Raw genomic sequence first — 23,659 nt, 5'->3', positions numbered from 1 at the left:
CGCACCGAGCGCAAAGAGCACAAAGTTTTTACTGACAGAAAACTCTTTGTGCTCCCTGCGCTCTCTGGGGTTAATGGGAGCTTCATGTCGGACTTCTCACTCACCTTTCTGGGCACCGGCACCTCGGTCGGGGTGCCGATGATCGGCTGTGACTGCGAGGTGTGCCGGAGCACGGACCCGCGAGACAAGCGCTTCCGCTCCAGTGTTTGGATCCGCACGCCGGAAATGGCCTGGGTGGTGGACACGGGGCCGGATTTCCGCTCGCAGTGTCTGCGCGCAGGCATCCGGCATCTGGATGCGGCGATCTTCACGCATCCGCACATGGATCACCTCACGGGGTTCGATGAACTCCGCCGCTTCACCATTCCGGCGGATGTTTTCATTCCGGTGTATGCGCTGCCATCCTGCCTGGAGGTGTTGGAGCGAATGTTCCTCTACGCTTTTAATGGAGAGAACCGTTACCGTGGCTACCTGAAGCCTTTTCCGAAGCCGATTCACGGGCCTTTTCACCTCGGTGAGACGCTGGTGACGCCGCTGCCGGTCACGCATGGGAAGGTGGAGTGCATCGGCTACCTCTTCACGCGCCATGGGCGCAAACTGTGCGCCTACATCCCGGATGCGAAGGTGATCTGGCCGGAGTCTCTGGCGCTGATGAAGGGCGTGGACACGCTGATCATCGATGCGCTCCGCCACACGGAGCATCCGACACACATGAATTTCGAGGAGGCACTGGCGGTGCATGAGCAGGTCAAACCGAGGCGCACTTTCTTCACACACATCCAGTGTGAGATCATGCACTCGCGCGAGGAGCCGAAGCTGCCCCCAGGGGCGCGCATCGCCTATGACGAGATGGAACTGAACTGGGAGGTGGAATGACGAAACCCGAATGACGAATGACGAATTTCAGATTCTAAGGTCGCGGCGATGGTTCTTCATCGTGCTGGCTTGCTGCTCGTCATTCGTCATTCAGATTTCGTCATTTGCCCAAGAGCCCCAGGCCTCGCTCGACCTGCCAGGCGAGACGGTCGTCGTCTTCAATTCCGACTATGCACAGTCGCGCGAGCTGGCGGAGTATTACGCCGAGAAGCGCGGCATCCCGAAGGACCGGCTCATCGGTCTGGCGCTGCCGATGGAGGACAGCATCTCGCGGGAGCAGTATGACAAACTGATCCGCAAACCCTTGTTCGAGACCTTTGTCCGCCACGGCTGGTGGAAGCTGGCGCAGGCGGAGGTGACGGACCCGGACACCTCCAAGCCGACCCAGGCCATGATCGTCGGCGAGTCAGGAGTTCGTGTCGTGTGTCTCATGCGCGGCGTGCCTTTTCAGATCCGGCGGGAGCAGGAAAAGCCGATCACCTCCAAAGAGGATGAGGCCAGCGTGGACAGCGAGCTTTGTACGCTCGGGATGCCCCGCGCGGCGCTGGCGGGAGCGGTGCGCAATCCGTATTTCGATCAGGCGGTGCGCTTTCAGATTTACCAGGGCGCGCCAGGGATGCTGCTCGTCGGCAGGCTGGACGCGCCCGATGCGGACACGGTGAAGCGGATGATCGACGATGCCCTTCATGTCGAACAAGAAGGCCTGCGCGGGCGTGCCGTGATCGACTTGGCGTTGAAGACTGGCGCTTATCAGGAAGGGGAGGTCTGGCTCACCCGCAGCGCCATCCTTTTCCGCGAGCACGGCGTGCCCGTCTTTATCGACAAAGAAGAGCCGCTGATCGCCGATCACTGGCCGCTGCCGGACACCGCCTTCTATTTTGGCTGGTACACCGCCACGGTGAGCGGTGCGGTAGGCAGTCCTTCGTTCAAGTTCATGCCTGGAGCCATCGCCTGCCATCTGCACAGCTTCAGCGCTGCGGCCCTGCGTTCGCCGGATCGTCACTGGGTCGGGCCGCTCCTCAAACAGGGCGCTGCGGTGGCCCTCGGCAATGTTTTCGAGCCCTACCTCAGCCTCACGGTTCACTTTGATGTGCTGAACAAACGTTTATTGGAAGGCTACACGGTGGGTGAAGCCGCCTGGTGTGCCACCCCGGTTCTTTCGTGGATGAATGTCGTGTGCGGGGACCCGCTTTACCGACCTTATGCCCGTGGTCCTGGCACCAGTCTGGGCGAGGATGGCCGGGGGCGTGATTATGCACTTTATCAGGGCATCGCCATGAAGCATCAGGATCAGGGCAGTCTGGCGCTCAAGCGGGCGCTCACGGATCTGGCCGAGTCACGCAGCAAGCCGCATCTGCTGGAACTGACGGCACTGCTCTCCGCCAGCGAGGGGAAGAACACCGAGGCCATCGATCTCCTGGAGCACGCCGAGTCTCTTTATGTCATCAACACGGACAAGGCCCGTGCCATGCTTTACCTGACGGAACTTTATCGGAAGGAAGGCCAGCCCGAGCATGCGAAGAAGCTCCTCCAGCGCCTCCTGAATGACAACGCCTTCGCCAATGTGCCAGGCATTCTGGCGGCGAAGGCGTTGCTGGAGAAGTGACCTTTAGAGCAATCTGGCGGCGGCTTCGGCCAGCGGACTGCGCTCTCCTTTGCTGAGTGGCACATGGGCGGCGAAGGGCTGGCCACGCATCCGCTGCCGGGTGTAAACGAGGCCGTTGCTGCGGCTGTCCACATACGGGTTGTCGATCTGCGCGGGATCGCCCACGAGCACGAGCTTGGAGCCGCGTGACATGCGGGTGACCACAGTCTTCGCCTCCAGCGGCGTGAGCTGCTGGGCTTCATCCAGGATGAAGAAGCGATCCGGGATGCTGCGACCACGGATGTAGCACAGCGCCTCGATCTCGATCACGCCCTGCTGGATCAGTGGATCATACGGCGCGGCGACCTCCTGCGTGGCGGGTTTGTCCGGCAGGAAGCGGTTCTTCTTCCGCTGCGGCCCTTGTTGGTTATCCACCGGGCGCATGAGCAGGTCGAGCGCGTCATAGACGGGCTGGAGCCAGGGGCGCATTTTCTCCTGAAGCGACCCCGGCAGGAAGCCCACGGTCTGGCCCATCGCCACGATGGGACGGCTGACGGTGAGCCCATTGTAGGTTCGGCCAAAGACCTGGGAGAGACCCGCCGCCACGGCGAGCAGTGTCTTGCCCGTGCCCGCCTGACCGTAGCAGGTCACCAGGCTGATCTCGGGATCGAGCAGCGCATCCAGGAAGCAGGTCTGGCCGAGGTTCATCGGCTTCACCGCACGTCCCTGGCCCACCTTGATGGACTCGGGTGTGTGCAGCAGCCGGACGAGCTCCCCCTGCGCATTCATCTTGGCGGGCATGGACGCCTTTTCACCCGCGGTGAGCAGGACGTAATCATTCGTCATGAGGTCGCCCAGGCGGTTGGCAGACAGGGTGAGCCGTCCGCTGCTGGCGTAGCGCTGCAACTCGTGCGCACTGACATTGATGCGCGCGATGTCGAAGTTCGACACCTCACGAGGCTCCACCTTGTCGTTGAGGTAGTCCTCGCACTCCAGACCCACGGCGCGGGCCTTGAGCTGCATGTTGATGTCCTTGCTGACGAGGATGACCGGCGGCTGCACGACCTCACGCTGATGCAGCGCGCAGGCGATGATGCGGTGGTCAGTCTTTTCACTGCCGGGAAAGATGCGCTCAAACTCACGCACGCTGGCGTTTTCACGTGCCGCTTCAGGATCGTAGGCCACGAGGCGCAGTTTGCCGCCGCCGGGGGTTTTCACGCCGTCCATCACCGAGGCGTCGGGCGCGGAAAAGATCTTCATCAGCGTGCGATGCACCTCGCGGGCGTTCGCGCCGCGTTCGGTCATCTCGTTTTTGAAGCGGTCCAGCTCGCTCAGCACATCCACCGGGATGCAGACGTTGTGCTCGGCGAACTTGTTGATGCAGCCCGGGTCATGGAGCAGGACGTTCGTGTCTAAAATAAAGGACTTCGTGCCGACGGGGGTGGGAGATTGGCGGTGACTGGTCACGGACTTTCGTTTTCGAGGGGCGGAGGCGGCGCGTATGACAGGAGAGGAACCAATTTCGAGGGGATTGAAAAGCGTGGTGGCTGTGGCGGAGGTGTGGTCGTCTCGGTCCATGGTTGGGTTGGGTGTGTTGATGATGGGGCCGTGGTTGGGCTTTTGATCCGTGACCTGAGGAGGCCTTCCCTCGCTTGGCGCTGATGGCGTGCCAAGTGTGCCGTTCCACGTTCTGATTTTTGTGATGGGCTCACGGATTTGTTAAAGGCTGTCAAAAACATGAGCAGCCGACAAGCCATTTATTCACAATCTTTAACTGTTATGAACAAATTCGCCGTGACGATGCCGACACCCGGCCCTTTCCGTCTTCTCCTGCTCAGAGCTGGTGCATCACCTGGGAAGTTGACCCCTTGATCGAAGATGACCGGGTGCCCTTCAAGCCGGGCATCAGTGCTCATGATTTTCCGTGCTTCATCGTGTTTGCCCCCTGCTCGCTGCTTTGAAAGACTGGGCTAAACGCCAGAGAGTGCTTTCACCACGCTGAGGAGCGGCTCCAGCAGCGAGGTTGTGATCAAATGCGTGCAGGCGATCAGGCAGAGCAAAGTGAAGAGGCCTGCGGTACCCGCCTGAAGCGAACTCCGGCTCTTCAGAATCCCCAATAGAGCGATGCCGGTCAAAGCCCACAGACCGCCCATGATCTGCATGGGGGACTCGAACAGGAATCTCGTGAAGGCAGGCACCTTGGACAAATCTCCCAGCATGTCGGCATAAATGCTCTCGAAGTTCGCCGCCAGTAGAAGGATGCGTGAGACATAAAACAAGCTCACCACCACCAGCACGACCAAGAAACCACGGACGGTCTGGTCCAGGGCTTTGACGTCTCGGCGCAAGTCCGCCAGTTGTTCGGTGAGGTCCGGGTCACTGTTCATGGAAGCCATTATTGGATGGCCGCCACCGACGTGTCACGGACATTCAGTGTGGCAGAGTTTGCCGCAGATTCAGGGAAGACATGGATTTGGATTCCAACTTAGGCCCTCTGTGGCTTTCCTGAATCTGCGGGACCAGTCGGATTATCACAAAAGCTGATCGCGCGAAATGTCGCTCAAGGACTGCTTTCATTCCACCGTCTCCGCCGGGTGCAGGCGGCGTTGCAGGAGCTTCCGGTGCTTCGTCACCCGCCCGGACACCCGCTTCCGCCACAGGCGGAAGCTGGGAGGCTTCAACTCACGGCGCATCACTGTGATCACCTCCTTCTCCGTCAGTCTCGTCCGTTCCTCGATCTCTTCAAAGGTGGTCCGGTCCTCCCAGGCTAGGCGGATGATCAGAGATGGGTCGGTGATTTGCATGATGAAGCCTACGTCTGAGCGAGCTTTCGGAGACAAAAAGGGTTGGCCCGGTGAGCCCTCATCGCTACCGACCTCCTGCCCCGAGTGGCGTCCGGGATAGACACGGGCAGCCTGGGGATCACTGGCGGGCGTATCACGGTCATGAAAAAGATATTTACCTTCATTGCCGTGTCGTTGGTCATCGCCTTCTGCGTCGTTGCCTGCGCCACGTCCCGGGCGGGCTATGAATCGGCACCCTACAAAGTCATCCGCACAGATGGCGACTTCGAGATCCGCGAGTATCCCGAACTGAAGATCGCCACCACGGCACGGCAGGGAGACGACTCGAGCTTCATGAAGCTGTTTCGTTACATCGATGGCGGCAACGTGGCGAAGGAGAAGATCGCCATGACCACACCTGTCTTCATGGTGGACGGAAAAATGGCCTTTGTGGTGCCCGAGAAACACAAGGCCGCCACGCCAGTTCCGGCATCCCCCCAGGTCGTGGTGGATACCATGAAAGCTCAGCGCGTGGCAGTTTATCGCTTCAGCGGCTCACGAACGAAGGACAGCGAACCGCAGGCCCTAACTAAACTGAGAACCTGGCTCCAGCAGAGCAAGCTCCAAGAAGTCGGCGCCCCCTTCAGCGCCTACTACGACCCGCCATGGACTCCGGGTTTCATGCGCCGCAATGAAGTGCTGGTTCCGGTGGAAACGGCCCCCTGAGCCGCATCAGGGCCGGAGGAGAGGTGGACGATGGAGAGGGTGGAAAGGACACGCCGCGCCGGGGGGGGTGGACGGCTTTGGCCTGCCGGCGTGAGCTCGCGGCCACTATTTTTCACAATCGGCGCAAGTTCCGGCCGGGAGTGCATCCAGCAGATGAGATCAGGCACGATGCCAGTCTCTCCACTCATCTGAAACCCACCCCATATCCTCCGCTCATGAAAACCATCCTTCACACCGCCATCGCCGTCGCCGCTTTCGCGCTGGCACTCGTCCCTTCCATCGGAAGCGCCCAAATCTTCAACGGCGACAACAACAACAACTTCGTGCAGCAAAACAGCGGCGATCAGTCCGTCCGTGATTTCACCTTCAACTTTTTGGGCGGCAACGACCGGCTCATTCTCCTGCGCAATGACGACCTCGCCGGTCTGAACAGCGGCTTCGCCAACATGGGAGACGGACGCGACGTCGTCCTCACCTCGTTCAATATGTCCGGCACCTTCAATCTCGGCACCGGCAACGACTTTTTCCTTTCGGAAGGCGATGTGAATTTCAATGCCAATGGTCCTGACATCCTCGTGCAGGCTGGTCTGGGCAATGATCTCATCCTCGTCACCACGGACTTCTGCATCTACCGCGGTGAGCAGGGCAACGACATCTTTGTCAGCGACGGCAGCAGGAACACCTTTGACGGCGGCGCAGACAACGACACCTACAGCGCCGAGGCCGCAGAACTCGCTGCCCACATTGACCTCGGTCAGGGTTTCGCGCAGGCCCGTTTCACCACTGGGGAAAGCCTCATCAGCATCGAAAACGCCCGTGGATCGGCCTTCAACGACACCTTGTTCGGCGACAACAACGCCAACCGCCTCGACGGGCTCGCGGGGAATGACGGCATCGACGGCGATCCAGGCAACGACACCATCTCCGGCGGCACAGGCACCAACATCCTCGAGGGCAATACCGGCACCGACACCTTGGTGGTTCAGGGTAGCATCACCTCAAAGAGGCGTATCTCTGCAAGCGTCATCCAGGTGAAAGGCATATTCAACGGGCTCGCCTTTGATCACACCGCCTCCAACTTTGAGCAGGTGCTCGAGAACGATGTGCTCAAGTCCATCACTTCCTTCATGGGAGAAGGCGGCAGCATCGCTGTGCAGCAAACCCAGATCCCCGAATCACCGGTCGAGGCCGCGATCAATGGCTTCATCTCCGGTCAGACGCTCAACGGCACCGCCGCTGGGAACGTCATCAGCGGTGCTGCTGGCTTTGACGACATCGCTGGTCTCGCCGGGAACGACACCCTCAATGGCAACGACGGCGACGATGCTCTCTTCGGTGGCGCTGGCGTTGACACGATCAATGGCGGCAATGGCAGCGACACCCTGGACGGCGGCACCCAAAACGACACGCTCAACGGCGGCCTGGGCAAGGACATCCTGACAGGTGGTGCCAACAACGACATCTTTGCTTTCACCACCGCCCTGGCTGGAAACGCGGACACCATCACCGACTACAATGTAGCTCAGGACACCATCCACATCACCCGCAGCCTGGTTGGCAATCTGCCCGCTGGAGCCCTGGCCGCCATCCGCTTCAAGAGAACGTCGCTGGGAGCCATCGATGCCGATGACCGCATCATCTACAACAGTGCCAACGGCCAACTCCTCTTCGACAGCGACGGTTCTGGACCTGCAGCCGGTGTGCTCATCGCCACCTTGCCTGCGAATCTCGCCATGGTGGCCGGCGAAATCGTCCTCCGCTAAAGAGGGCATGGCGGCGAAGGTGGGGTGGAGTGTGGCAGGAGGAAGCCCGGTGCCGACGGGGGCACCGGGAGGGGGATAAGGTCTGAAAATGCGGCCCGCTCCTAAGTTGGGAAGGTCGGGCGAGGGGGCGTATCGAAAGTGCTCACGAGGACTTCGCCCGACTTCCCGACTTGGGCGGCGTCCACGGGCTGCCAACGCCTCCAAACCGTCGGGAAGTTTGGCGAAGTGATGGGCTCGTGTTGGCGATGCGTTCGACGCCCAACCTTCCCAACCTACGACCGGCCAGTCGCCTGAATACGACGACAGGAAGCTGGCAAAAGCTCGGAAGAGCCGGGAAGACCGGGCTAGGAGCTGCAAAAACCATCGCCGGAAATGAAAAAACAGGCCCCTGTCTTTGCAAAACCTTCGGCGGAAATAGAAAAACCATCCCCTGTTTTTACAGAACCTTCGGCGGAAACGAAAAAACCTTCCCCGGTTCTAACAAAACCTTCCCCTGTTTTTACAGAACCCTCGGCGGAAACGAAAAAACCTTCCCCGGTTCTAAAAATACCCTCCCCTGTTTTTGCAGAACCCTCGGCGGAAATGGAAAAACCTTCCCTTGTTCTGAAAATACCTTCCCCTGTTTTTTCAAAACCTTCGGCGGAAATGCCAATGCCTTCCCCGGTTTTGAAATTTCCGGCGATCTTTTCCCGCGCGGGTTCGGGAGTTGTTTGAAGTGGAGGCGGAGTGCGGTGGGAACCTGCTCTGGAGACGCGTTTTCCTGTCCGCCTTTTCAGAGAAATCCCGCCCTTGGGCCCCAGAACGGCCCCTGAAACCCAAGACCCATCCACCCTACGTCTGAGCGTTCCCCGGCGGCAAGGCAGGCAGGGTAGTCATCAGCGTCATGTGAGCGTCCTATCAGCGGCAGGCATCTGCCTTCATCGGCGACGGGAGTCATCGCATGAAAATGTCTTGAGGTCGGTGAGGCAGGCGGGTGATGATGCCTCACCCTTGATGAAAAGACTCTTCCTCCTCCTCGCCGTGTTTGGCGTCTGTTCAGCCGCCATCCAGGCTGAACCTGTGGCAGATCTCAAAAACGAACTCAAAGCCAGGCAAAAGGTGGTGGATGACTGGTTTAAGGCGGGACTCATTAAAATCGCTCAGCGGGCGAAAACCGATGAGGAGCGTCAGAAGGTCCTCACGGCTTGTGACTGGATCTGGGACGCGGGAGATGCAGGGGTCACCTCGATCACCTTGAAGGAAGGCGGCAGCGGCATTCACCACTACCAGGGTTCGGCCTTCGCCTGGACCCACGAGGGATGGGTGGTGAAAATCGTCAACTCGACGGGTGCCATCGCGAACCTCAAATTTGATCCCGACACCCTCAAATACTCGGGCAAAGACTTCGACGGCCAACGAACGATCAAGGGAAGCCTGAAGCTCACGCCGTAACGGAGTTCACGCCGGGAAGGAACTCAGCGAGACGCCAACGAGGTTTGGCAACGGCTTGAAGGTGGAAGCCGGTGTGACTTCCGTCGCATGTGGGTGTCTCACAAACACGGCGGCGCAGCCTGACTGTTGATTTTTGTAGCCTGACCCCGTTCTCCTCTGTTCATCCTGCGAATCATGTAAATCCTGTCATTGAGGTCATGATCTACCATCAGCTCCCGATTTGATGCGTAAGCTCTGGTGAGACTTCCGTCGCGGCAGCGTCCTGGAGTGCTCCAGTCCTCTGGAGCTTTCGGGCGTCGTTTGGCCCACGCAAGCGCCGGGATAGAATGCCAGGCATCAGCCTTTCCATCGATTTTGAACCGCTGATGAGACGCTGATAAGACGCTAATGGCCCAGGATGAGCGTCGCGTCAGCGTGCTATCAGCGGCTGGAGTGTTCAGAAGAAACCTGAATGATCTGGGAAGTGCTGCCGGGCAGGCGTTGGCAGGGCTGGAGGCCAAATCCCATTCTCCAGGGGATTCATCCTTTTTCCCAGAGTACGGTCACTTTTCCGTGGAGTACAGTAACTCTGCCGCAGAGTACGGTAACTTTTTCGTGGAGTACGATAACTCTACCGCAGAGTATGGTCACTTTTTCGTGGAGTACTATAACTCTGCTGCGGAGTACGGTAACTTTTCCGTGGAGTACAATAACTCTGCCGCAGAGTACGGTAACTTTTCCGTGGAGTACGATAACTCTGCTGCGGAGTACGGTAACTTTTCCGTGGAGTACGATAACTCTGCCGCAGAGTACGGTAACTTTTCCGTGGAGCACAATAACTCTGCCGCGGAGTACGGTAACTTTTTCGTGGAGTATCCATACTTTGGGAAAATGTATTCCGGGTTTTGAGCCTGGAAGAGGTGGTGCTGGAAATGGTCCTGGAAGCCAAGGCGGCGAGGAAGGAAGTTCAGGCGTGGGCTGACAGCCGATGGGGGCAGAAAAAGGGGAGCTTGGGAGGGGCTGCCCTCCTTTTTCGGTCAGCAGGGTGAGCAGGCATCTGCGCCTCGCTGCCGCCCTTTCTTGGGTCGAAGGATGGCGGGTCAAAGGAGGGGGCAGCAGAGGGGCTTGGACATCTTTGACCCTCCATCATTTTACCCGAGTTCGAGGTCAGCAGGTGCGTGTCTCACAAAAACACGGCGGCACAGGCTGCCTGTTGATTTTTGTACCCTGAACCCATTCTCTCGATGTATCGGTGAGGGTATGGACACAAATGCAGCAGAGCCGCGAATGATCACCAACATGCATTTCAAGATCATGTCAGCGGTTCATGGCAATCATGCAATCCCTGAGGGAAAAGGTGTCGTGCATACAATGACGCAGGCAGGCTTTATTCAGTTGGATAGCCAGTGGGACACTTGGGTGCCCTTGGAGGACGAAAATCTCCATGATCAAGTTTTACGAGTGTCATTCACACAGCAATTCTTGGAGCGCAGAGAGAGAAGGCGGCAAGAGCAAATCGCTCTCTACATGCAGATTGATATATGGCGCGCGCGCTGGGAGAAAAACCCTCGATATTTTGATAACTGGGAGCCTCCTGGAGTATGGTGGATGGACGATGAATGATTTCTGCAGCTGTAGAGGGACAGGCACTTGTACCTCACACACGAGCAGGTGAGTGTCTCAAAAACACGGCGGCACAACCTGCCTGTTGATTTTTTCACCCTGACGTCGCTCTCCCTCTTTTATGCTTCGCCGTTCGATTCTTCTAATTCACGGCGAGTGACACGCAGTGGCATAGCCCACAATAAAATAACACCTACCGAAACGAAGCTGATACCGATCAATATTAAGATCAATCGCAAAACCATCGTAATGATCGGAGACCAACTAATTTGAGAGATGAAAAGAGTAAATGTGCCTTTGGATGGTTGCGCAAATTTGTACTCTTTGGGGTTACTGGAAAAGTAAACCACAGGTCGCTTACTTCCAATTGCTGCCAACTCGTTCACGACTGCCGTGTGTTCGTCGAAACTCCAAACAGAACGCGGTTCTTCAACAAGCTTTACCCTGCCGCGTTTTCCGGAGCTGTGGCTAACTCTCACGTAATATTGTTTCGTCAATATAGCCTCGGAATGAACTCCTTCTGCAGCAAGCTTTTGAAGTAAGCCGACTTCTTGAGCTATCATAGATCCAGAGAACCAGCACAGAGCTAGGCCTATTCCGAATACGCCAACTAAAAACGCAACTGCGCCTGCGCTAATTACTTTCTGCGATTGCGAACGACGTTGGAGGCGCAGTTTAAGAAGGATTTTTCTGCGCTCTGACTTGTCCATAGGAATATGCAGATGATCTGCAGTGCTAAGTTGTCTGCGATTTCATTCTCAATATATTCCCATCAGGATCAGAAGCTCTTATCTCATTATTAGCTACACACTCAAAGTGAATTTTCTTGTCCACTAAGTGGCGTTTGAAAGCTTCGATATTCGTCAATTTAAAGTCGATTACTTGAGTAATTTGGATGTCGTCACGGTTGGCTCTTTCAAGAGTGAATTCTGCGCCATAACCAGAAAACCACGAAATTTGCACATCATGGCCGCCGGCCTCAGCCATGACTAACTTGTTTAAGTAGAAAAACCTGAGGGCATCCCAATTATGAGTTTGGATAGTCTGCGACATACTGATGTGCGTTAATGCCAATTCACTGACAAGCCTCGCACGTCCCACCATTCCGCATCGCTTCGATGCTGCAGGCTTGGGCTTCTTCGGCGGTGAACTCGCGTTTGGCGGCGATGGTTTGGCCGACGATGCCGCGCATTTCTTTTTCCACTTCGGCGGTGCTCTTTTCGATGTTGGAGGCGCTGCGGGTGCGGAGGTAGTAGGTGGTTTTGAGGCCTTTTCTCCAGGCTCCGCGATACATGTGGCTGAGGGTGCTCATTTCGGTGCCGCCGAAGAAGAGGTTCACGCTCTGGCTCTGATCAATCCACTTCTGACGACGGGCGGCGGCATCCACCAGCCAGGCCCAGTCGATGCTGAAGGCGGTGGCGTAGCGGCGCTTGAGATCGACGGGGATCTCTTCGATGGCGTCGATCTCGCCGTCCATGTACTTGAGCTTGTTTTGGATCTCGTCGGTCCACAGGCCGCGCTTTTTGAGGTCGCGGATGAGGTAGGGATTGAGGACCATGAAGTCGCCGGAGAGGTTGGACTTCACGAGCATGTTGCTCATGAGAGGCTCGATGCAGGGGCTGGAGCCCATGATGTTGGAAATGGTGGCGGTGGGGGCGATGGCGATGACGTTGCTGTTTCTCATGCCTTGTTTGGCGATCTTGGCGCGAAGGCCGGACCAGTCCATTTTGCCACCGCGGGGGACGTCGATCTCGAGGCCGCGCTCCTGGGCGAGGAGGTCGAGGGTGTCCTGGGGGAGGAGGCCGCGATCCCATTTGCTGCCTTTATAAGTGGAGTAGGTGCCACGCTCGGCGGCGAGGTCGGAGGAGGCCTCGTAGGCGTAGTAGGCGACGGCTTCCATGATCTCGTCATTGAACTCGACGGCTTCCTTGGACGCGAAGGCGATGCCTTTGCGGTAGAGGGCGTATTGGAGCCCCATGACGCCGAGGCCGATGGGGCGGTGACGGCTGTTGGCGGTCTTGGCGGCGTCGGTGGGGTAGAAGTTGATGTCGATGACGTTGTCCAACATGCGGACGGCGACGCGGATGGTCTCGCGGAGCTTGGCGTGATCAATGCCGCCGGAGTCGTCGAGGTGGCTGTCGATGAGGATGGAGCCGAGATTGCAGACGGCGGTTTCGTCAGCGGAGGTGTTCAGGGTGATCTCGGTGCAGAGATTGGAGCTGTGGATGACGCCGACGTGGTCCTGCGGGCTGCGGACGTTGCAGGGATCTTTGAAGGTGACCCAGGGATGACCGGTCTCGAAGATGGACTTGAGCATCTTTTTCCAGAGGTCGATGGCGGGGATCTCGCGGCCGAAGATTTTGCCGGTCTTGGCGAGGGCTTCGTACTCGACGTAGCGCTTTTCAAAGGCGGAGCCGTAGAGCTCGTGGAGGTCGGCGACTTCGTTGGCGCGGAAGAGGGTCCAGCCTTCGCGGGACTCCATGCGCTTCATGAAGAGGTCGGGAATCCAGTTGGCGGTATTGAGGTCGTGGGTGCGGCGGCGTTCGTCGCCGGTGTTCACGCGGAGCTGGAGGAAGTCTTCGATGTCGTTGTGCCAGACTTCGAGGTAGGCGCAGCCGGAGCCACGGCGTTTGCCGCCCTGATTGACGGCGATGAGCTGGTCATTGTGCAGCTTCAGGAAGGGGATGACGCCCTGGGATTCGCCATTGGTGCCTTTGATGTAACCGCCGGTGCCGCGGACGCTGGTCCAGGAGCCGCCGAGGCCGCCCGCCCATTTGGAAAGGAAGGCATTTTCGGCGATGCCACGGATCATGATGGACTCGATGCTGTCGTCCACTTTGTAGAGGTAGCAGGAGGAGAGCTGGCTGTGATGGGTGCCGCTATTAAAGAGAGTGGGCGTGCTGGAGCAGAAGCGGCGGCCTTTGTACATCTTATAGATGCCGATGATCTTGTCTTCGGGGTTGCCGTCTTTTTCGCCGACATTGAGGCCCATGGCGACGCGCATCCAGAAGAGCTGGGGTGTTTCGAGGCGCTTGGCGGGTTTGACCTTCTTATCGACGATGAGGTAGCGGTCGTAGAGGGTCTGGATGCCGAGGAAGTCGAAGTCCATGTCGGCGGCGGGATCGAGAGCGTCGGCGAGTTTGTCGAGGTCGAATTCGAGGAGGCGGGGATTGTAGCGGTCGATCTCGACACCACGGGTGAGATTGCGGCGGAAGGCGCGGCGGTGGAAGTCGCGGAGGGCTTCGATGCCGTCGCGGACGATGTCCCAGCCGAGGACTTCTTCATAAATGTAGCTGAGGCGGATGCGGGCGGCGAACTTGGCGAAGTCGGCGTCCTTTTGCATGAGGGTCTTCGCATTCAGAATGACGGTCTGGCGGAGGTTCTCGATGCTGATGTCGCTGTTCAAAGAGCGGCGGAGTTCCATCTCGATCTCATTGCGAGGGATGCAGAGGTCGAGGCCGAGGATGGCGAAGTCGATGCGCTTTTTGAGGTCGGCACCATCCCAGAGGAAGGATTTGCCGTCGGGAGTTTTGACGAGGATGAGGGCCTGCTGCTGCTCGCTGTCCTGCTCATTCATGATGGCGGCCTGCTCTTCTTCGGCCTCGCGCATTTTGGAACGGAGGGCGCGGTACTGGATGTAGGCGCGGGCGACTTTGAAGAAGCCCTGCTTCATGAGTTCCTCTTCGACGAGGTTCTGGACGTCTTCGATGTGAACGAACTGTTTGTTTTCGGAAACGATGGCGCTGCTGACGGTCTCGGCGACCTGGACGGCGGGGGAGGAATCAAGTTCGAGGGAGAGGAAGGCCTTGCGGACGGCGATCTCGATCTTGTTGTGGTTCCAGGGGACGAGCTGGCCGCTGCGGCGGATGACTTTGGTATTCACGATAAGGGGCTGCGGGGTGGCGCTGTCGGCAAAGGGGTCGTATTCGGCGTTGTGTTTGCGCTTTTCAGCGAGGGTGCGGGCGACGTCGTGGGCGTTGTTTTTTACCAAGGCACGCTCGATGCAATGATGGATGTCCCGCGCGCTGAGGGCGGCTGCTTTGCCACTCCCGTCGGCAAGCTGCGTGGTGCGCTGGTGGAGTTCCTCGGCGACGGCGCGCGCGATGGTCTGCACGAGCTGGCGGTTGGTGTCATTGTAGATGTCGCCTTCCTTTTTGCGGGCCAGGAAGAGGTCGGTCAGGGTGCTGCCGATGGTGTCGGCGATCTCACCCATGTCGAAGTCACGCTCGGCGCCGCCGACGTTGACTTTGATGGCGCTGGGGGTGGGAGTGGTGGTGACTCCGGCGGCCTGGGCGCTCCAGTCGAAACGGGGCTTTTGGTCTTTCGGAGTTTTAGTGACGGTGCGGAGGACTTTGTCTTCTTGGAGAAGGTTGGCGATCATGGCGGGAGCGGGCTTGGGAGTGACGTTAATTAACGGATGCGGGGTATTTTAGAGGATAGAAAACCCGCACCGCTGGGGGGAGCGTCGGCGCAGACTTTCGGGAGCGGAAATTTACAGGTCGTCGTCGGAGCTTTGGACGAGGGCGGAAGACTTTTGGTAATCCGTGACCTTGCCCTCGAAGAAATTCTGTTCCTTGCGGAGATCCATCATCTCGGCCAGCCAGGGGAGCGGATTGGTGGCACCAGGACTCAGAGCAGGCAGACCACAGCCGGCGAGGCGGCGGTCGGCGATGAAGTCGATGTATTGGCAGAATTCATCGGCGCTGAGGCCGACGGCATTCACGGGCAGGCAGTCGCGGATGAACTCTTTTTCCAGCGTGACGGCCTCGCGCATGGTGTTGACGAGTTCTTCACGGAACTCCGGGGTCCAGAGGTCGGGGTTTTCCTCGACGAGGTCCATGAAGAGATTGCGGAAGACTTCGATGTGATTGGATTCGTCCCGCAGGGTGTAGCGGAACATCTGGCCGATGCCGGGGAACTTGTTCTGGCGATAGAGGGCCAGGATCATGCCGAAGAGTCCGTAGAACTGGGTGCCCTCCATGCACTGGCCGAACATGAAGATGTTGCGGGCGAGGAGCTGCTTGTTTTCCAGCTTCGTGAGATCGAGGTCGCGGCGCATGTTGCCGGAGATGCCGGTGACGAACTCGTTCTTCTTCACGATGGTCGGGATCTGCTCGAACATGGCCTCGCACTCATGCGGGTTGATTCCCAAAGATGAGATCATGTAGAGCAACGAGTCCGCATGGATGTTTTCTTCGTGCGCATGGCGTCCGAGGACGAGTTTCAGCTCAGGAGCGGTGACGAGCTCGCGGACGACGTGCTGGATGTTGTCCCCGACGATGCCTTCCGCCGCGCTGAAATAACCGATGCCCATCATGATGATCCAGCGCTCGTTCTGGCTGATCTCGTTGGAGCGCCACTGCTCCACGTCCTTTTGCATCTGGATGTCCTCAGGCTCCCAATGGTTGGCCTTCATCGTGCGATAGAGATCGTAGGCCCACTGATATTTGAGCGGCAGCAGATTGAAGCACATGCTCTTGCGTCCATTGATGACCATCTTGGAGGAGAAGGCGGCTTCAGCTTTGTCTTGATCGAGCGGGAACTCGCGGTTGCCAATCTTGTAGGTCTTTTCCATGTCGTTCGGGAGAGCAGTTTTTGAGCGATGTTTCGAGAAAGTTAATGGTTCGTTCAAATTGGTAATAAACACCATATGTTGCGCGAGCCGGTCGTGAGGATGCACAATATCTTGTGTGTGGTCGAGATGTTTTTACCCTACCCATTGTGTCGGGAACGTTTCACATCGCATTCACGGGTGTTCCACGGCCAAAACTTTTTTTGGAGGCCAAAGTGGCAGTTCTTGGCTATAATTTTGAGAATGGTTTCAACTCTGAGGGAAGTAGTTCAAAACCAGCGGTTTGTGAATAAAGGGGGCATTTATTGGCCTTACCGAGCCAGATATGCGGAAAAATATCAGACTTGTTCACAAAAAGCCGAGTTGCTGCACTTGTGCTGATATTCGGCGAATAATCCCGAAAATACCCCTCCAAGGCGTTTTTTCGCACTTGTAGAACATTTTATCAGCCGGTGGAGATAATCAGCGCTGTTTTAACCAATGTTGGGCTGCCAACCAAAGCAGAACAGGCACGACAGCACTCAACAAGATCGCGGTTGTAGGGCTGGTTTTTCCTAGCGCGCCAATGGCGGCAAAGGCGAAGCCCACGGGCAGCGAACCACAAGCGAGTGAGATGAGGTAGGTGCGGAGGTTCATTTTCACCAAACCCGCGAGGCAGGCGATGGCCTCCGGCAGCACAGGCATCCAGCGTGAGAGTGCCACCAGCCAGCCGCCACGCCGGGCGAAAAGCTCCTCACCGCGACGAAGCCCCTTCTCACCTGCGAGCCAGAGTGCGGCGGGCCGTCCTAACCAACGGCAGGCAAAGTAGGCGGTGAGACCCGCCAAAAACGAGCCCAACGAAGCGAGCAGACCGCCAATGAACCAGCCATACATCAAGCCGAGAGCAGACATGATGATGGTGCTGGGCACCGGCAATAGAATGTCGCTAACGAGCAGCAAGATCCCAGCGAGCCAGGCCCATTCACCGTGGGCAGACATCCAAGTCCGAGATCCTTCCAGACTCAGGACGGCATCAAAGCGCTCACCCCAAACAGCAAAGGGCACCAAGATCCCGGCAAGAATCAGAGCGATGGCAATAATGAGGACACGAGGCATGAGCGGCAAAGAGTCGGCAGTTCCTGACCGGAGTCAAAGGGCACCAAGTCCGCTTCCGCACCATGCACCAACCATGAAGGGCACTAAAGGGTCTGCTCAATTGACTCCAAAATGGGCAGGGCAGGCCCAAATCGCGCATCAAATGCCGCCGATATTCCATTTTCCACAAAATTCATGCTTTCCTAAATGCTCGCCGCCTGTACTCTCCGCCCCGTGATTTCTCAACGCATGTATCTCAGTATCTGGTTTGGCATCCTCATGGGCAGCGCTGGCTGCTCCTCTACCGACAAGCAGCCCTCGGCAGCCGAACTCGCAGCGGCCAGGCGGGCCACGCCTGCCGAAGATGCTGTGCTTCAGGACAATCCGCTCTCGAAGCGTCTGAACAAACCCTCCTCCATGCCGAGCGTACCGCCGGCCGGGGCGCGCATCAGCTACTCGTCCGTGAATATCACCCAGCCAGTGGTGGCGATGACCTTCGATGACGGCCCGCATCCTTCCCTGACTCCGAAGCTGCTCGACATCCTCAAGGAGCGGAACATCAAATGTACCTTTTTCCTCATCGGGCAGAATGTGAAGGCCTACCCGCAGATCGTCCGGCGTATCATCGCCGAAGGGCATGAGATCGGAGCCCACACCTACACCCACTGCAGCCTCACCAGCCGCAGCGATGCGCAGATCCGCTCCGAGCTTCAGCGCAGCGAAGAGGTCTTGATGACTGCGGCCAACTACCGCCCCCAGCTCATCCGCCCCCCCTACGGAGCCATCAATACCCGCATCAAGCAGCTCATGTTCTCCGAGTTCGGTTACAGCACCATCATGTGGTCTGTTGATCCGCAGGACTGGCGCCGCCCTGGCGTCTCCGTCGTCACCAGCCGCCTCGTCAGCGGTGCCCGCCCCGGTGCCATCATGCTGGCTCATGACATCCACCCGCCGACGATCCAGGCCGTGCCCGCCATGTTTGATCAATTGCTCGCCAAAGGCTACCAGTTCGTCACCGTCAGTCAGCTCATGAACATGGAAAAGGCCAACATGCCCGTCGGCGTCGTCATCCGCCCCGCTGTGCCGCTTGGCGAAAAAGACCCCACACCGCTCCCGCAGTGAGCTTGGCGGGCCGGGCATGAGCCGGGCAGGGATCGGAGATACCAGATCCCACAGGTTGAGTCAGCAAGCACCCACGATCTCTGCTAGTGATTTGAGGCTCGTCATGTTTTCGTCATTCGTGCTTACCCATTCGTCATTCCTGAAATGATCGGCGACTCCTATTTCCGCCTCCGCAGCCAGCTTGATGCCAGGCTGCAGTCAATGGGCACCGTCCTGCGCGAGCTGGGAGGTGACGCAGAATCCGTGGCGATTTCCGACAATCTCGCCGCCAGTCTGAAGGAGCCTTTCGTCTTCGTCGTCGTCGGTGAAGTAAATGTGGGCAAGTCCACCTTCCTCAATGCCCTCTTCGGCCAGGACTTTTCCCGTACGGGCATCATGCCCACCACGGACAAGATCCTCTTTTTCAAGCACGGGCCACAGCATCTCGTCGCGCCCATCACCCCCACCCTGGATGAAGTCCAGGTTCCCGCTGAATTCCTGCGCGATTTCCACATCGTCGATACCCCCGGCACGAACAGCATCGAAAACGAGCATCAGGAGATCACCGAGCGCTTCGTGCCCATCGCCGACCTCGTCATTTTCGTCTTCAGCGCCATGAATCCCTGGGGCGCCAGCGCCTGGCAGTTCCTCGACAAAGTTCACAAGCACTGGATGCGCAATGTCATCTTCGTCATCCAACAGTGTGACCTGCGCACTCCCGAGGAGATGACCGTCATCATCGACTACATGGGCCAGCTCGTGCGTCAGCGCTATGGACGCGACTTCCCCATCTTCCCCGTCTCCGCGAAGAAAGCCTACCTCGCGCGCAGTTCCGGCATCGACCGCGAAGCACTCATGGAGCAAAGCGGCTTCCATGCCCTGGAGACCTACATTTCCCAGCTCGTCGGGCAAAACGCCACCCGCCTGAACAAGCTGGTCAACTCCACCCGCATCTCGCGCCAGATGCTCGGCCAGCTCAATGACCGCCTCAGCGCCATCGCCGATCACGCCCAGCGTGCCGCCGCCCTCGTGCAGGAACTTCAGACCGAGCGCGAACTCCAGATCGATCGCACATTAAAGAAGGTCCTTCCCGCCCTCGATGCCACCGGGCGCGATTATCAAGAGTCCTGCCTCCGTGTCGCCGGACTCGCCGAAGACGCCCTGACGACGAAGCACGCTTTTGAAAAAATCGATATCGAGGATGTGTCCCTCTCCAACTATGGCAACAAGGCCCAGAGTCTCGACCACCGCCTCTTTCAGGATCTCCAGCAGCGCACCGGTGACCGCTGGCGTCAGGTCGGTATCATCCTCGAAGAAGACTGCCTCCAATACGAGCGCTACCTGCACGCTCAGGGGCGCGGCAGCCTCTTTCCCGCCGATGACCGTCTGCCCACCGAGGGCGACCCTGAAATCCGCCGACTCTTCAGCGCCCACATCGACTCCACCATCCGCCGTTTCGTTCTCAGCCTGAAGCTTGATGAGGCCATCGAGCCCGGCCTGAACGCCGCGCGCCGTCGTGCCCGCTGGGTGCCGTGGCTGACCCTCCCCGCACTGCTCAGCATCACCGCTGCCTGGTATTTCGAAGGCCCCCTCGGAGCCGCCATCGCCTTCAGTGGCGGGTTGTTGCTCGTCGGAGCCGCTGTCCTCATCACCCATGCCGCATTGAATACTGCCCGCCGCACTCTCATTGACCGCTTGGAGCAGTCCTCCGCAGCTTTGCGACAGATGTTGACCGAGCAGGTCCAGCTAGATGTCGAGACACTTTTTGGACGTTTCCATGAGATGCTCCAGCCAGCCCGCGAAAAAGCGAACCAGCGCGAAAATCAAATGCACACGCAAACGGAGCGCCTGCGTGTGCTGATCGGAGAATTCGAAAGCTTGGAAGCTGAAATTGTGACCTCCGGCAGATAGTTGCCGGATTTAGATCAATGCTCCTGCAGCCACTTCATGGTGCGGGGATTGAAGTCGCTCAGGCACTCCCAGTGGAAGGCGTGGCCCGCGTTATCATACAGATGAAGCTCCGCACCAGGAATGGCGGCAGCCACTTCCTCGCCCATCCACTTCGGCGTGAAGGTGTCGTTCTTGCCGCCGATCACGAGGGTGGGGCATTTCACGTTCTTCAGCTCGCTGATCGTGTTGTGGCTGATGGCGGCGGCGCTCTGCGCTTCCGTGGCGTGCAACGGCTGAGGCGCGGGGTTGATGGCTGCATCCTTCAGGCCCTGCTGCATGTTGTTCCAGCAGTCATCGTTATCGAACCAGGGCTTCGTGAAGATAAGCATCTGAATCCACTGCATGAAGTCCTCGGGCCGCATGTCCGCCTTCGCCTTCATCAGATGCTGCCAGGTGTAGAGGCCGAAGCGATCCTGCCGTGCCCAGGTACACATGAGGATCATGCTCTTCACCTTCTCCGGGTGACGCAAAGCCAACTGCTGGGCAATGACGGAGCCGAGGGAGCAGCCGACGACTCGGGCCTGCTTGATGCCGAGCTGATCCATCAACCCCGCGTAGTCATCCGCCATCATCGCCGTAGTGTAGGGGCCTTCGGGTTTGTCCGTCTGCCCCACGCCGCGGTTGTCACCCAGGATGCAGCGGAAGCCCTTCGACCACTCCGCCGCGTGTGCTTCCCAGACTCCGCCGGGAGCAGTGACCCCCATGATGCAGACCAGCGGTTCGCCGCTGCCGCGTTCTTCATAATACATCTGGATTCCGTTGGTGCTGACGTGGGGCATGGTCTTGGTGGGTTGGGTTTGGGTAAAAAACGAAGGCCGTCAGAGCTAGCCAAGTGCGCCGTTTTTGCCAAGTAAAATGACACAGCTCAGTTGGATCTAAATCTGAGGATCGATCTACGGGTGTTGCTTCTGACTTCGGGAGGTTAGATGCGGCCAGACGTGTGGGGGAAACCATCCCGGCCAGCTCGTTTTCATCACTTTAAGAACAGAAATGGCGACTTTGCCTAGTCAGGTTGTGGAAAAGCCGGTTGCCAGTGCAACGCCACCCGCTAGAATCGGCGGCCCCATTTCCGACCCAACCAACCGCCTCGTTTCCCTCTCGTGAATTCGCACTTCCTTCTCACCCAAGGCATTCCCACCTCCCTCGTCCTCGCCATCGTAGGGCTGGCTTTTGCCCTGCTCCTGATCCGAGTGATCATGAAATGCTCCCCTGGAAATGAAAGGATGGCCGAGATCGGCGATGCCATCCAGCAGGGAGCCAAGGCCTATCTGAACCGCCAGATCCGCGCTATCTCCATCATCGCCTTTGTGATCTTCATCGCTGTCTGGTACACGCGCGGTGGTGTCTCCAGCATTGGCTTCGTCGTCGGTGCGGTTTGCTCACTGCTCGCGGGTTACATCGGCATGAACGTCGCGGTGCGTGCAAACGTCCGCACGGCCTGGGCGGCCAGTGTCGGCGCGCATCCGGCGCTGAAGGTGGCCTTCAACGGTGGTGCGGTCACTGGACTTCTCGTCGTCGTGCTCGGCCTGCTCTCCGTGGGTGTGTTCTTCATCGTGGCTGATAAAATGTATGGCACCAAGGTCGCCATCGACTCGCTCATCGGCCTCGCACTTGGCAGCTCGCTGATCTCCGTCTTCGCCCGTCTCGGCGGTGGTATTTATACCAAGGCAGCAGACGTGGGCGCTGACCTCGTCGGTAAAATCGAGCAAAACCTCAACGAAGACGATCCACGCAACCCAGCCACCATTGCCGACAACGTGGGCGACAACGTGGGTGACTGCGCAGGCATGGCAGCGGACGTTTTTGAAACCTATGCCGTGAGCCTCATCGGTGCCCTGCTCGTGGGTCACCTCACCGCTCCTGGCAATCATGAAGTGCTCGTCTATCCCTTCGTGCTCTGCGGTCTGGCCATCCTGGCTTCCCTGCTCGGCATCGGCTTTGTGAACTTCATCAAGCTCAAGGCCACGCCTGCCCTCGTCGGCGGTGTCGCCGTCTCCGGTCTTGCCGCTGCGGCTCTCTTCAAATGGGCCACCGCAGCGATCTTCACCGCCCCGGTCGTCATGGCGGGCAAGACCATCACGCCGACAGACATCTTCTACTGCTCGCTCATCGGCCTCGCGCTCACCTTCGCCGTCGTCTGGATCACGAACTACTTCACCAGCACCGCCCACAACCCGGTGCGCCGCATTGCCAAGGCTTCGGAAACCGGCCACGCCACGAACATCATCGCTGGCATCAGCGTCGGCCACCACGCCACCCTTCTTCCTGTGCTCAGCATCGCGGCTTCCATCTGGTTTAGCTGGGATCTCGGCGGCCTCTACGGCATCGCCATCGCCGTTGTTTCCATGCTCAGCCTCAGCGGCATCATCGTCTCCCTCGACGCCTTCGGCCCGATCACCGACAACGCGGGCGGCATCGCCGTCATGTCCGGTCTGCCTGAAGAAGTCCGCAAGATCACCGACGAACTCGATGCCGTGGGCAACACCATGAAAGCCGTGACCAAAGGTTACGCCATCGCCTCCGCCGGACTCGCCGCCATGGTGCTCTTCGGCAGTTATGTGGAGGAAGTGAAAGCCTTCCTGCACCTCGACAAGCTCGTCTTCGACCTCATGGATCCACGGGTCATCATCGGCATGTTCATCGGTGGCCTTCTGCCCTACCTCTTCACCGCCTTTGGCATGGACGCCGTGGGCAATGCCGCCGGCGCGGTCGTGCGTGAAGTGCGCCGCCAGATCGCGCTCAAGCCAGGCATCCTCACCGGCCAGGACGTTCCTGAATACGGCCAGTGCGTGGACATCGTGACGAAGGCCGCCCTCCGCCAGATGATCGTTCCCGCCCTGCTCCCCATCGTCTTCGTCATCGGCGTGGCTTTCCTGGGTAAAGAAGCCCTCGGCGGCCTGCTCATCGGCACCATCATCACCGGCCTCTTCGTTGGCATCGCCATGACCAGCTCCGGTGGAGCCTGGGACAACGCCAAGAAGTACGTCGAAGAAGGCAACCACGGTGGCAAAGGCAGCTTCGCCCACGCAGCAGCCGTGACCGGTGACACTGTCGGTGATCCTTATAAAGACACCTCCGGCCCCGCCGTGAACCCGATGATCAAAGTGGTGAACGTGCTGGCGATCCTCGTGATCCCGCTCTTCTTCAAATAAGCCCCGCGCTTCCCAATCCAAGGCACCGACTCTTCAAAGGTCGG

The 23,659-nt window shown here is 58.6% G+C and carries 20 protein-coding genes; 11 read left to right on the top strand and 9 right to left on the bottom strand.

Features of this window, described 5'->3' with window-relative positions:
* Positions 1 to 84 precede the first annotated feature (84 nt).
* Together AC6FTP_RS07175 and AC6FTP_RS07170 are read left to right on the top strand one after the other, a co-directional pair.
* Entirely contained in the window at positions 85 to 876 is a 792-nt protein-coding gene (locus AC6FTP_RS07175; RefSeq protein ID WP_497206228.1) for an MBL fold metallo-hydrolase, read from the top strand.
* Between the two features lie 10 nt (positions 877 to 886).
* Positions 887 to 2,482: a TIGR03790 family protein gene (locus tag AC6FTP_RS07170; RefSeq protein ID WP_497206227.1), complete on the top strand. Its 1,596-nt coding sequence runs from the start codon at positions 887 to 889 to the stop codon at positions 2,480 to 2,482.
* Between the two features lie 3 nt (positions 2,483 to 2,485).
* On the opposite strand, the gene AC6FTP_RS07165 is transcribed toward AC6FTP_RS07170, so the two are convergent.
* The 3 genes from AC6FTP_RS07165 to AC6FTP_RS07155 form a co-directional block, all read right to left on the bottom strand.
* On the bottom strand, positions 2,486 to 4,039 hold the full coding sequence (locus tag AC6FTP_RS07165; RefSeq protein WP_497206226.1) for a PhoH family protein: 1,554 nt from the start codon (positions 4,037 to 4,039) through the stop codon (positions 2,486 to 2,488).
* Positions 4,040 to 4,431: 392 nt separating this feature from the next.
* The gene (locus AC6FTP_RS07160; RefSeq protein WP_497206225.1) at positions 4,432 to 4,848 is read right to left on the bottom strand and encodes a hypothetical protein; all 417 of its coding nucleotides are present in this window, start codon (positions 4,846 to 4,848) and stop codon (positions 4,432 to 4,434) included.
* A 186-nt stretch (positions 4,849 to 5,034) separates the two neighbouring features.
* A complete protein-coding gene (locus AC6FTP_RS07155) occupies positions 5,035 to 5,265 on the bottom strand; it encodes a TIGR03643 family protein (RefSeq protein ID WP_497206224.1) in 231 nt (76 codons plus the stop codon).
* A gap of 141 nt (positions 5,266 to 5,406) precedes the next feature.
* Here AC6FTP_RS07155 and AC6FTP_RS07150 point away from each other — a divergent pair, with 141 nt between their 5' ends.
* From AC6FTP_RS07150 to AC6FTP_RS07125, 6 genes are all read left to right on the top strand, one after another.
* Positions 5,407 to 5,970: an SOUL family heme-binding protein gene (locus AC6FTP_RS07150; RefSeq protein WP_497206223.1), complete on the top strand. Its 564-nt coding sequence runs from the start codon at positions 5,407 to 5,409 to the stop codon at positions 5,968 to 5,970.
* 215 nt (positions 5,971 to 6,185) lie between these two features.
* Positions 6,186 to 7,733 carry a calcium-binding protein gene (locus tag AC6FTP_RS07145; protein WP_497206222.1) on the top strand — a complete coding sequence of 516 codons (1,548 nt, stop codon included), beginning with the start codon at positions 6,186 to 6,188 and terminating at the stop codon, positions 7,731 to 7,733.
* A 372-nt stretch (positions 7,734 to 8,105) separates the two neighbouring features.
* Positions 8,106 to 8,447: a hypothetical protein gene (locus tag AC6FTP_RS07140; RefSeq protein ID WP_497206221.1), complete on the top strand. Its 342-nt coding sequence runs from the start codon at positions 8,106 to 8,108 to the stop codon at positions 8,445 to 8,447.
* A gap of 279 nt (positions 8,448 to 8,726) precedes the next feature.
* Complete coding sequence (locus AC6FTP_RS07135) at positions 8,727 to 9,164, top strand: hypothetical protein (protein ID WP_497206220.1); 438 nt, start codon at positions 8,727 to 8,729, stop codon at positions 9,162 to 9,164.
* Positions 9,165 to 9,551: 387 nt separating this feature from the next.
* The gene (locus tag AC6FTP_RS07130; RefSeq protein WP_497206219.1) at positions 9,552 to 10,052 is read left to right on the top strand and encodes a hypothetical protein; all 501 of its coding nucleotides are present in this window, start codon (positions 9,552 to 9,554) and stop codon (positions 10,050 to 10,052) included.
* Between the two features lie 390 nt (positions 10,053 to 10,442).
* Positions 10,443 to 10,766, top strand: coding sequence for a hypothetical protein (locus AC6FTP_RS07125; protein ID WP_497206218.1), 324 nt, complete (start codon positions 10,443 to 10,445; stop codon positions 10,764 to 10,766).
* A 119-nt stretch (positions 10,767 to 10,885) separates the two neighbouring features.
* On the opposite strand, the gene AC6FTP_RS07120 is transcribed toward AC6FTP_RS07125, so the two are convergent.
* From AC6FTP_RS07120 to AC6FTP_RS07100, 5 genes are all read right to left on the bottom strand, one after another.
* Positions 10,886 to 11,476 carry a hypothetical protein gene (locus AC6FTP_RS07120; RefSeq protein ID WP_497206217.1) on the bottom strand — a complete coding sequence of 197 codons (591 nt, stop codon included), beginning with the start codon at positions 11,474 to 11,476 and terminating at the stop codon, positions 10,886 to 10,888.
* A gap of 25 nt (positions 11,477 to 11,501) precedes the next feature.
* The gene (locus AC6FTP_RS07115; RefSeq protein ID WP_497206216.1) at positions 11,502 to 11,819 is read right to left on the bottom strand and encodes a hypothetical protein; all 318 of its coding nucleotides are present in this window, start codon (positions 11,817 to 11,819) and stop codon (positions 11,502 to 11,504) included.
* 22 nt (positions 11,820 to 11,841) lie between these two features.
* On the bottom strand, positions 11,842 to 15,147 hold the full coding sequence (locus tag AC6FTP_RS07110; protein ID WP_497206215.1) for a ribonucleoside-diphosphate reductase subunit alpha: 3,306 nt from the start codon (positions 15,145 to 15,147) through the stop codon (positions 11,842 to 11,844).
* Between the two features lie 111 nt (positions 15,148 to 15,258).
* The gene (locus tag AC6FTP_RS07105; protein ID WP_497206214.1) at positions 15,259 to 16,341 is read right to left on the bottom strand and encodes a ribonucleotide-diphosphate reductase subunit beta; all 1,083 of its coding nucleotides are present in this window, start codon (positions 16,339 to 16,341) and stop codon (positions 15,259 to 15,261) included.
* A gap of 459 nt (positions 16,342 to 16,800) precedes the next feature.
* Positions 16,801 to 17,433: a TVP38/TMEM64 family protein gene (locus tag AC6FTP_RS07100; protein ID WP_497206213.1), complete on the bottom strand. Its 633-nt coding sequence runs from the start codon at positions 17,431 to 17,433 to the stop codon at positions 16,801 to 16,803.
* A 213-nt stretch (positions 17,434 to 17,646) separates the two neighbouring features.
* Between AC6FTP_RS07100 and AC6FTP_RS07095 the strand changes: the two genes are divergently transcribed.
* Together AC6FTP_RS07095 and AC6FTP_RS07090 are read left to right on the top strand one after the other, a co-directional pair.
* Positions 17,647 to 18,534, top strand: coding sequence for a polysaccharide deacetylase family protein (locus AC6FTP_RS07095; RefSeq protein WP_497206212.1), 888 nt, complete (start codon positions 17,647 to 17,649; stop codon positions 18,532 to 18,534).
* A gap of 144 nt (positions 18,535 to 18,678) precedes the next feature.
* Positions 18,679 to 20,424, top strand: a complete 1,746-nt coding sequence (locus tag AC6FTP_RS07090) for a dynamin family protein (protein ID WP_497206211.1) — start codon at positions 18,679 to 18,681, stop codon at positions 20,422 to 20,424.
* 14 nt (positions 20,425 to 20,438) lie between these two features.
* Here AC6FTP_RS07090 and AC6FTP_RS07085 read toward each other — a convergent pair whose 3' ends face one another.
* Positions 20,439 to 21,242: an alpha/beta fold hydrolase gene (locus tag AC6FTP_RS07085; RefSeq protein ID WP_497206210.1), complete on the bottom strand. Its 804-nt coding sequence runs from the start codon at positions 21,240 to 21,242 to the stop codon at positions 20,439 to 20,441.
* A 321-nt stretch (positions 21,243 to 21,563) separates the two neighbouring features.
* Between AC6FTP_RS07085 and AC6FTP_RS07080 the strand changes: the two genes are divergently transcribed.
* A complete protein-coding gene (locus tag AC6FTP_RS07080) occupies positions 21,564 to 23,615 on the top strand; it encodes a sodium-translocating pyrophosphatase (RefSeq protein ID WP_497206209.1) in 2,052 nt (683 codons plus the stop codon).
* The last annotated feature ends 44 nt before the right edge of the window (positions 23,616 to 23,659 follow it).

Origin of the sequence: Prosthecobacter sp. (genome assembly GCF_044378005.1) — a bacterium.
Classification (GTDB): Bacteria; Verrucomicrobiota; Verrucomicrobiia; order Verrucomicrobiales; family Verrucomicrobiaceae; genus Prosthecobacter.
Note: the sequence above shows the minus strand (reverse complement) of the source record. Positions and strands in the feature narration are given on the sequence as shown.

Bases quoted from the DNA above. Each gene is read 5' to 3' on its own strand.
- AC6FTP_RS07125 (WP_497206218.1), top strand. From the start codon at position 10,443: ATGCATTTCAAGATCATGTCAGCGGTTCATGGCAATCATGCAATCCCT.
- AC6FTP_RS07090 (WP_497206211.1), top strand. From the start codon at position 18,679: ATGATCGGCGACTCCTATTTCCGCCTCCGCAGCCAGCTTGATGCCAGG.
- AC6FTP_RS07155 (WP_497206224.1), bottom strand. From the start codon at position 5,265: ATGCAAATCACCGACCCATCTCTGATCATCCGCCTAGCCTGGGAGGAC.
- AC6FTP_RS07165 (WP_497206226.1), bottom strand. From the start codon at position 4,039: ATGGACCGAGACGACCACACCTCCGCCACAGCCACCACGCTTTTCAAT.
- AC6FTP_RS07120 (WP_497206217.1), bottom strand. From the start codon at position 11,476: ATGGACAAGTCAGAGCGCAGAAAAATCCTTCTTAAACTGCGCCTCCAA.
- AC6FTP_RS07115 (WP_497206216.1), bottom strand. From the start codon at position 11,819: ATGTCGCAGACTATCCAAACTCATAATTGGGATGCCCTCAGGTTTTTC.
- AC6FTP_RS07135 (WP_497206220.1), top strand. From the start codon at position 8,727: ATGAAAAGACTCTTCCTCCTCCTCGCCGTGTTTGGCGTCTGTTCAGCC.
- AC6FTP_RS07170 (WP_497206227.1), top strand. From the start codon at position 887: ATGACGAATGACGAATTTCAGATTCTAAGGTCGCGGCGATGGTTCTTC.
- AC6FTP_RS07160 (WP_497206225.1), bottom strand. From the start codon at position 4,848: ATGAACAGTGACCCGGACCTCACCGAACAACTGGCGGACTTGCGCCGA.
- AC6FTP_RS07110 (WP_497206215.1), bottom strand. From the start codon at position 15,147: ATGATCGCCAACCTTCTCCAAGAAGACAAAGTCCTCCGCACCGTCACT.
- AC6FTP_RS07175 (WP_497206228.1), top strand. From the start codon at position 85: ATGTCGGACTTCTCACTCACCTTTCTGGGCACCGGCACCTCGGTCGGG.
- AC6FTP_RS07140 (WP_497206221.1), top strand. From the start codon at position 8,106: ATGAAAAAACAGGCCCCTGTCTTTGCAAAACCTTCGGCGGAAATAGAA.
- AC6FTP_RS07100 (WP_497206213.1), bottom strand. From the start codon at position 17,433: ATGCCTCGTGTCCTCATTATTGCCATCGCTCTGATTCTTGCCGGGATC.
- AC6FTP_RS07085 (WP_497206210.1), bottom strand. From the start codon at position 21,242: ATGCCCCACGTCAGCACCAACGGAATCCAGATGTATTATGAAGAACGC.
- AC6FTP_RS07145 (WP_497206222.1), top strand. From the start codon at position 6,186: ATGAAAACCATCCTTCACACCGCCATCGCCGTCGCCGCTTTCGCGCTG.
- AC6FTP_RS07150 (WP_497206223.1), top strand. From the start codon at position 5,407: ATGAAAAAGATATTTACCTTCATTGCCGTGTCGTTGGTCATCGCCTTC.
- AC6FTP_RS07130 (WP_497206219.1), top strand. From the start codon at position 9,552: ATGGCCCAGGATGAGCGTCGCGTCAGCGTGCTATCAGCGGCTGGAGTG.
- AC6FTP_RS07105 (WP_497206214.1), bottom strand. From the start codon at position 16,341: ATGGAAAAGACCTACAAGATTGGCAACCGCGAGTTCCCGCTCGATCAA.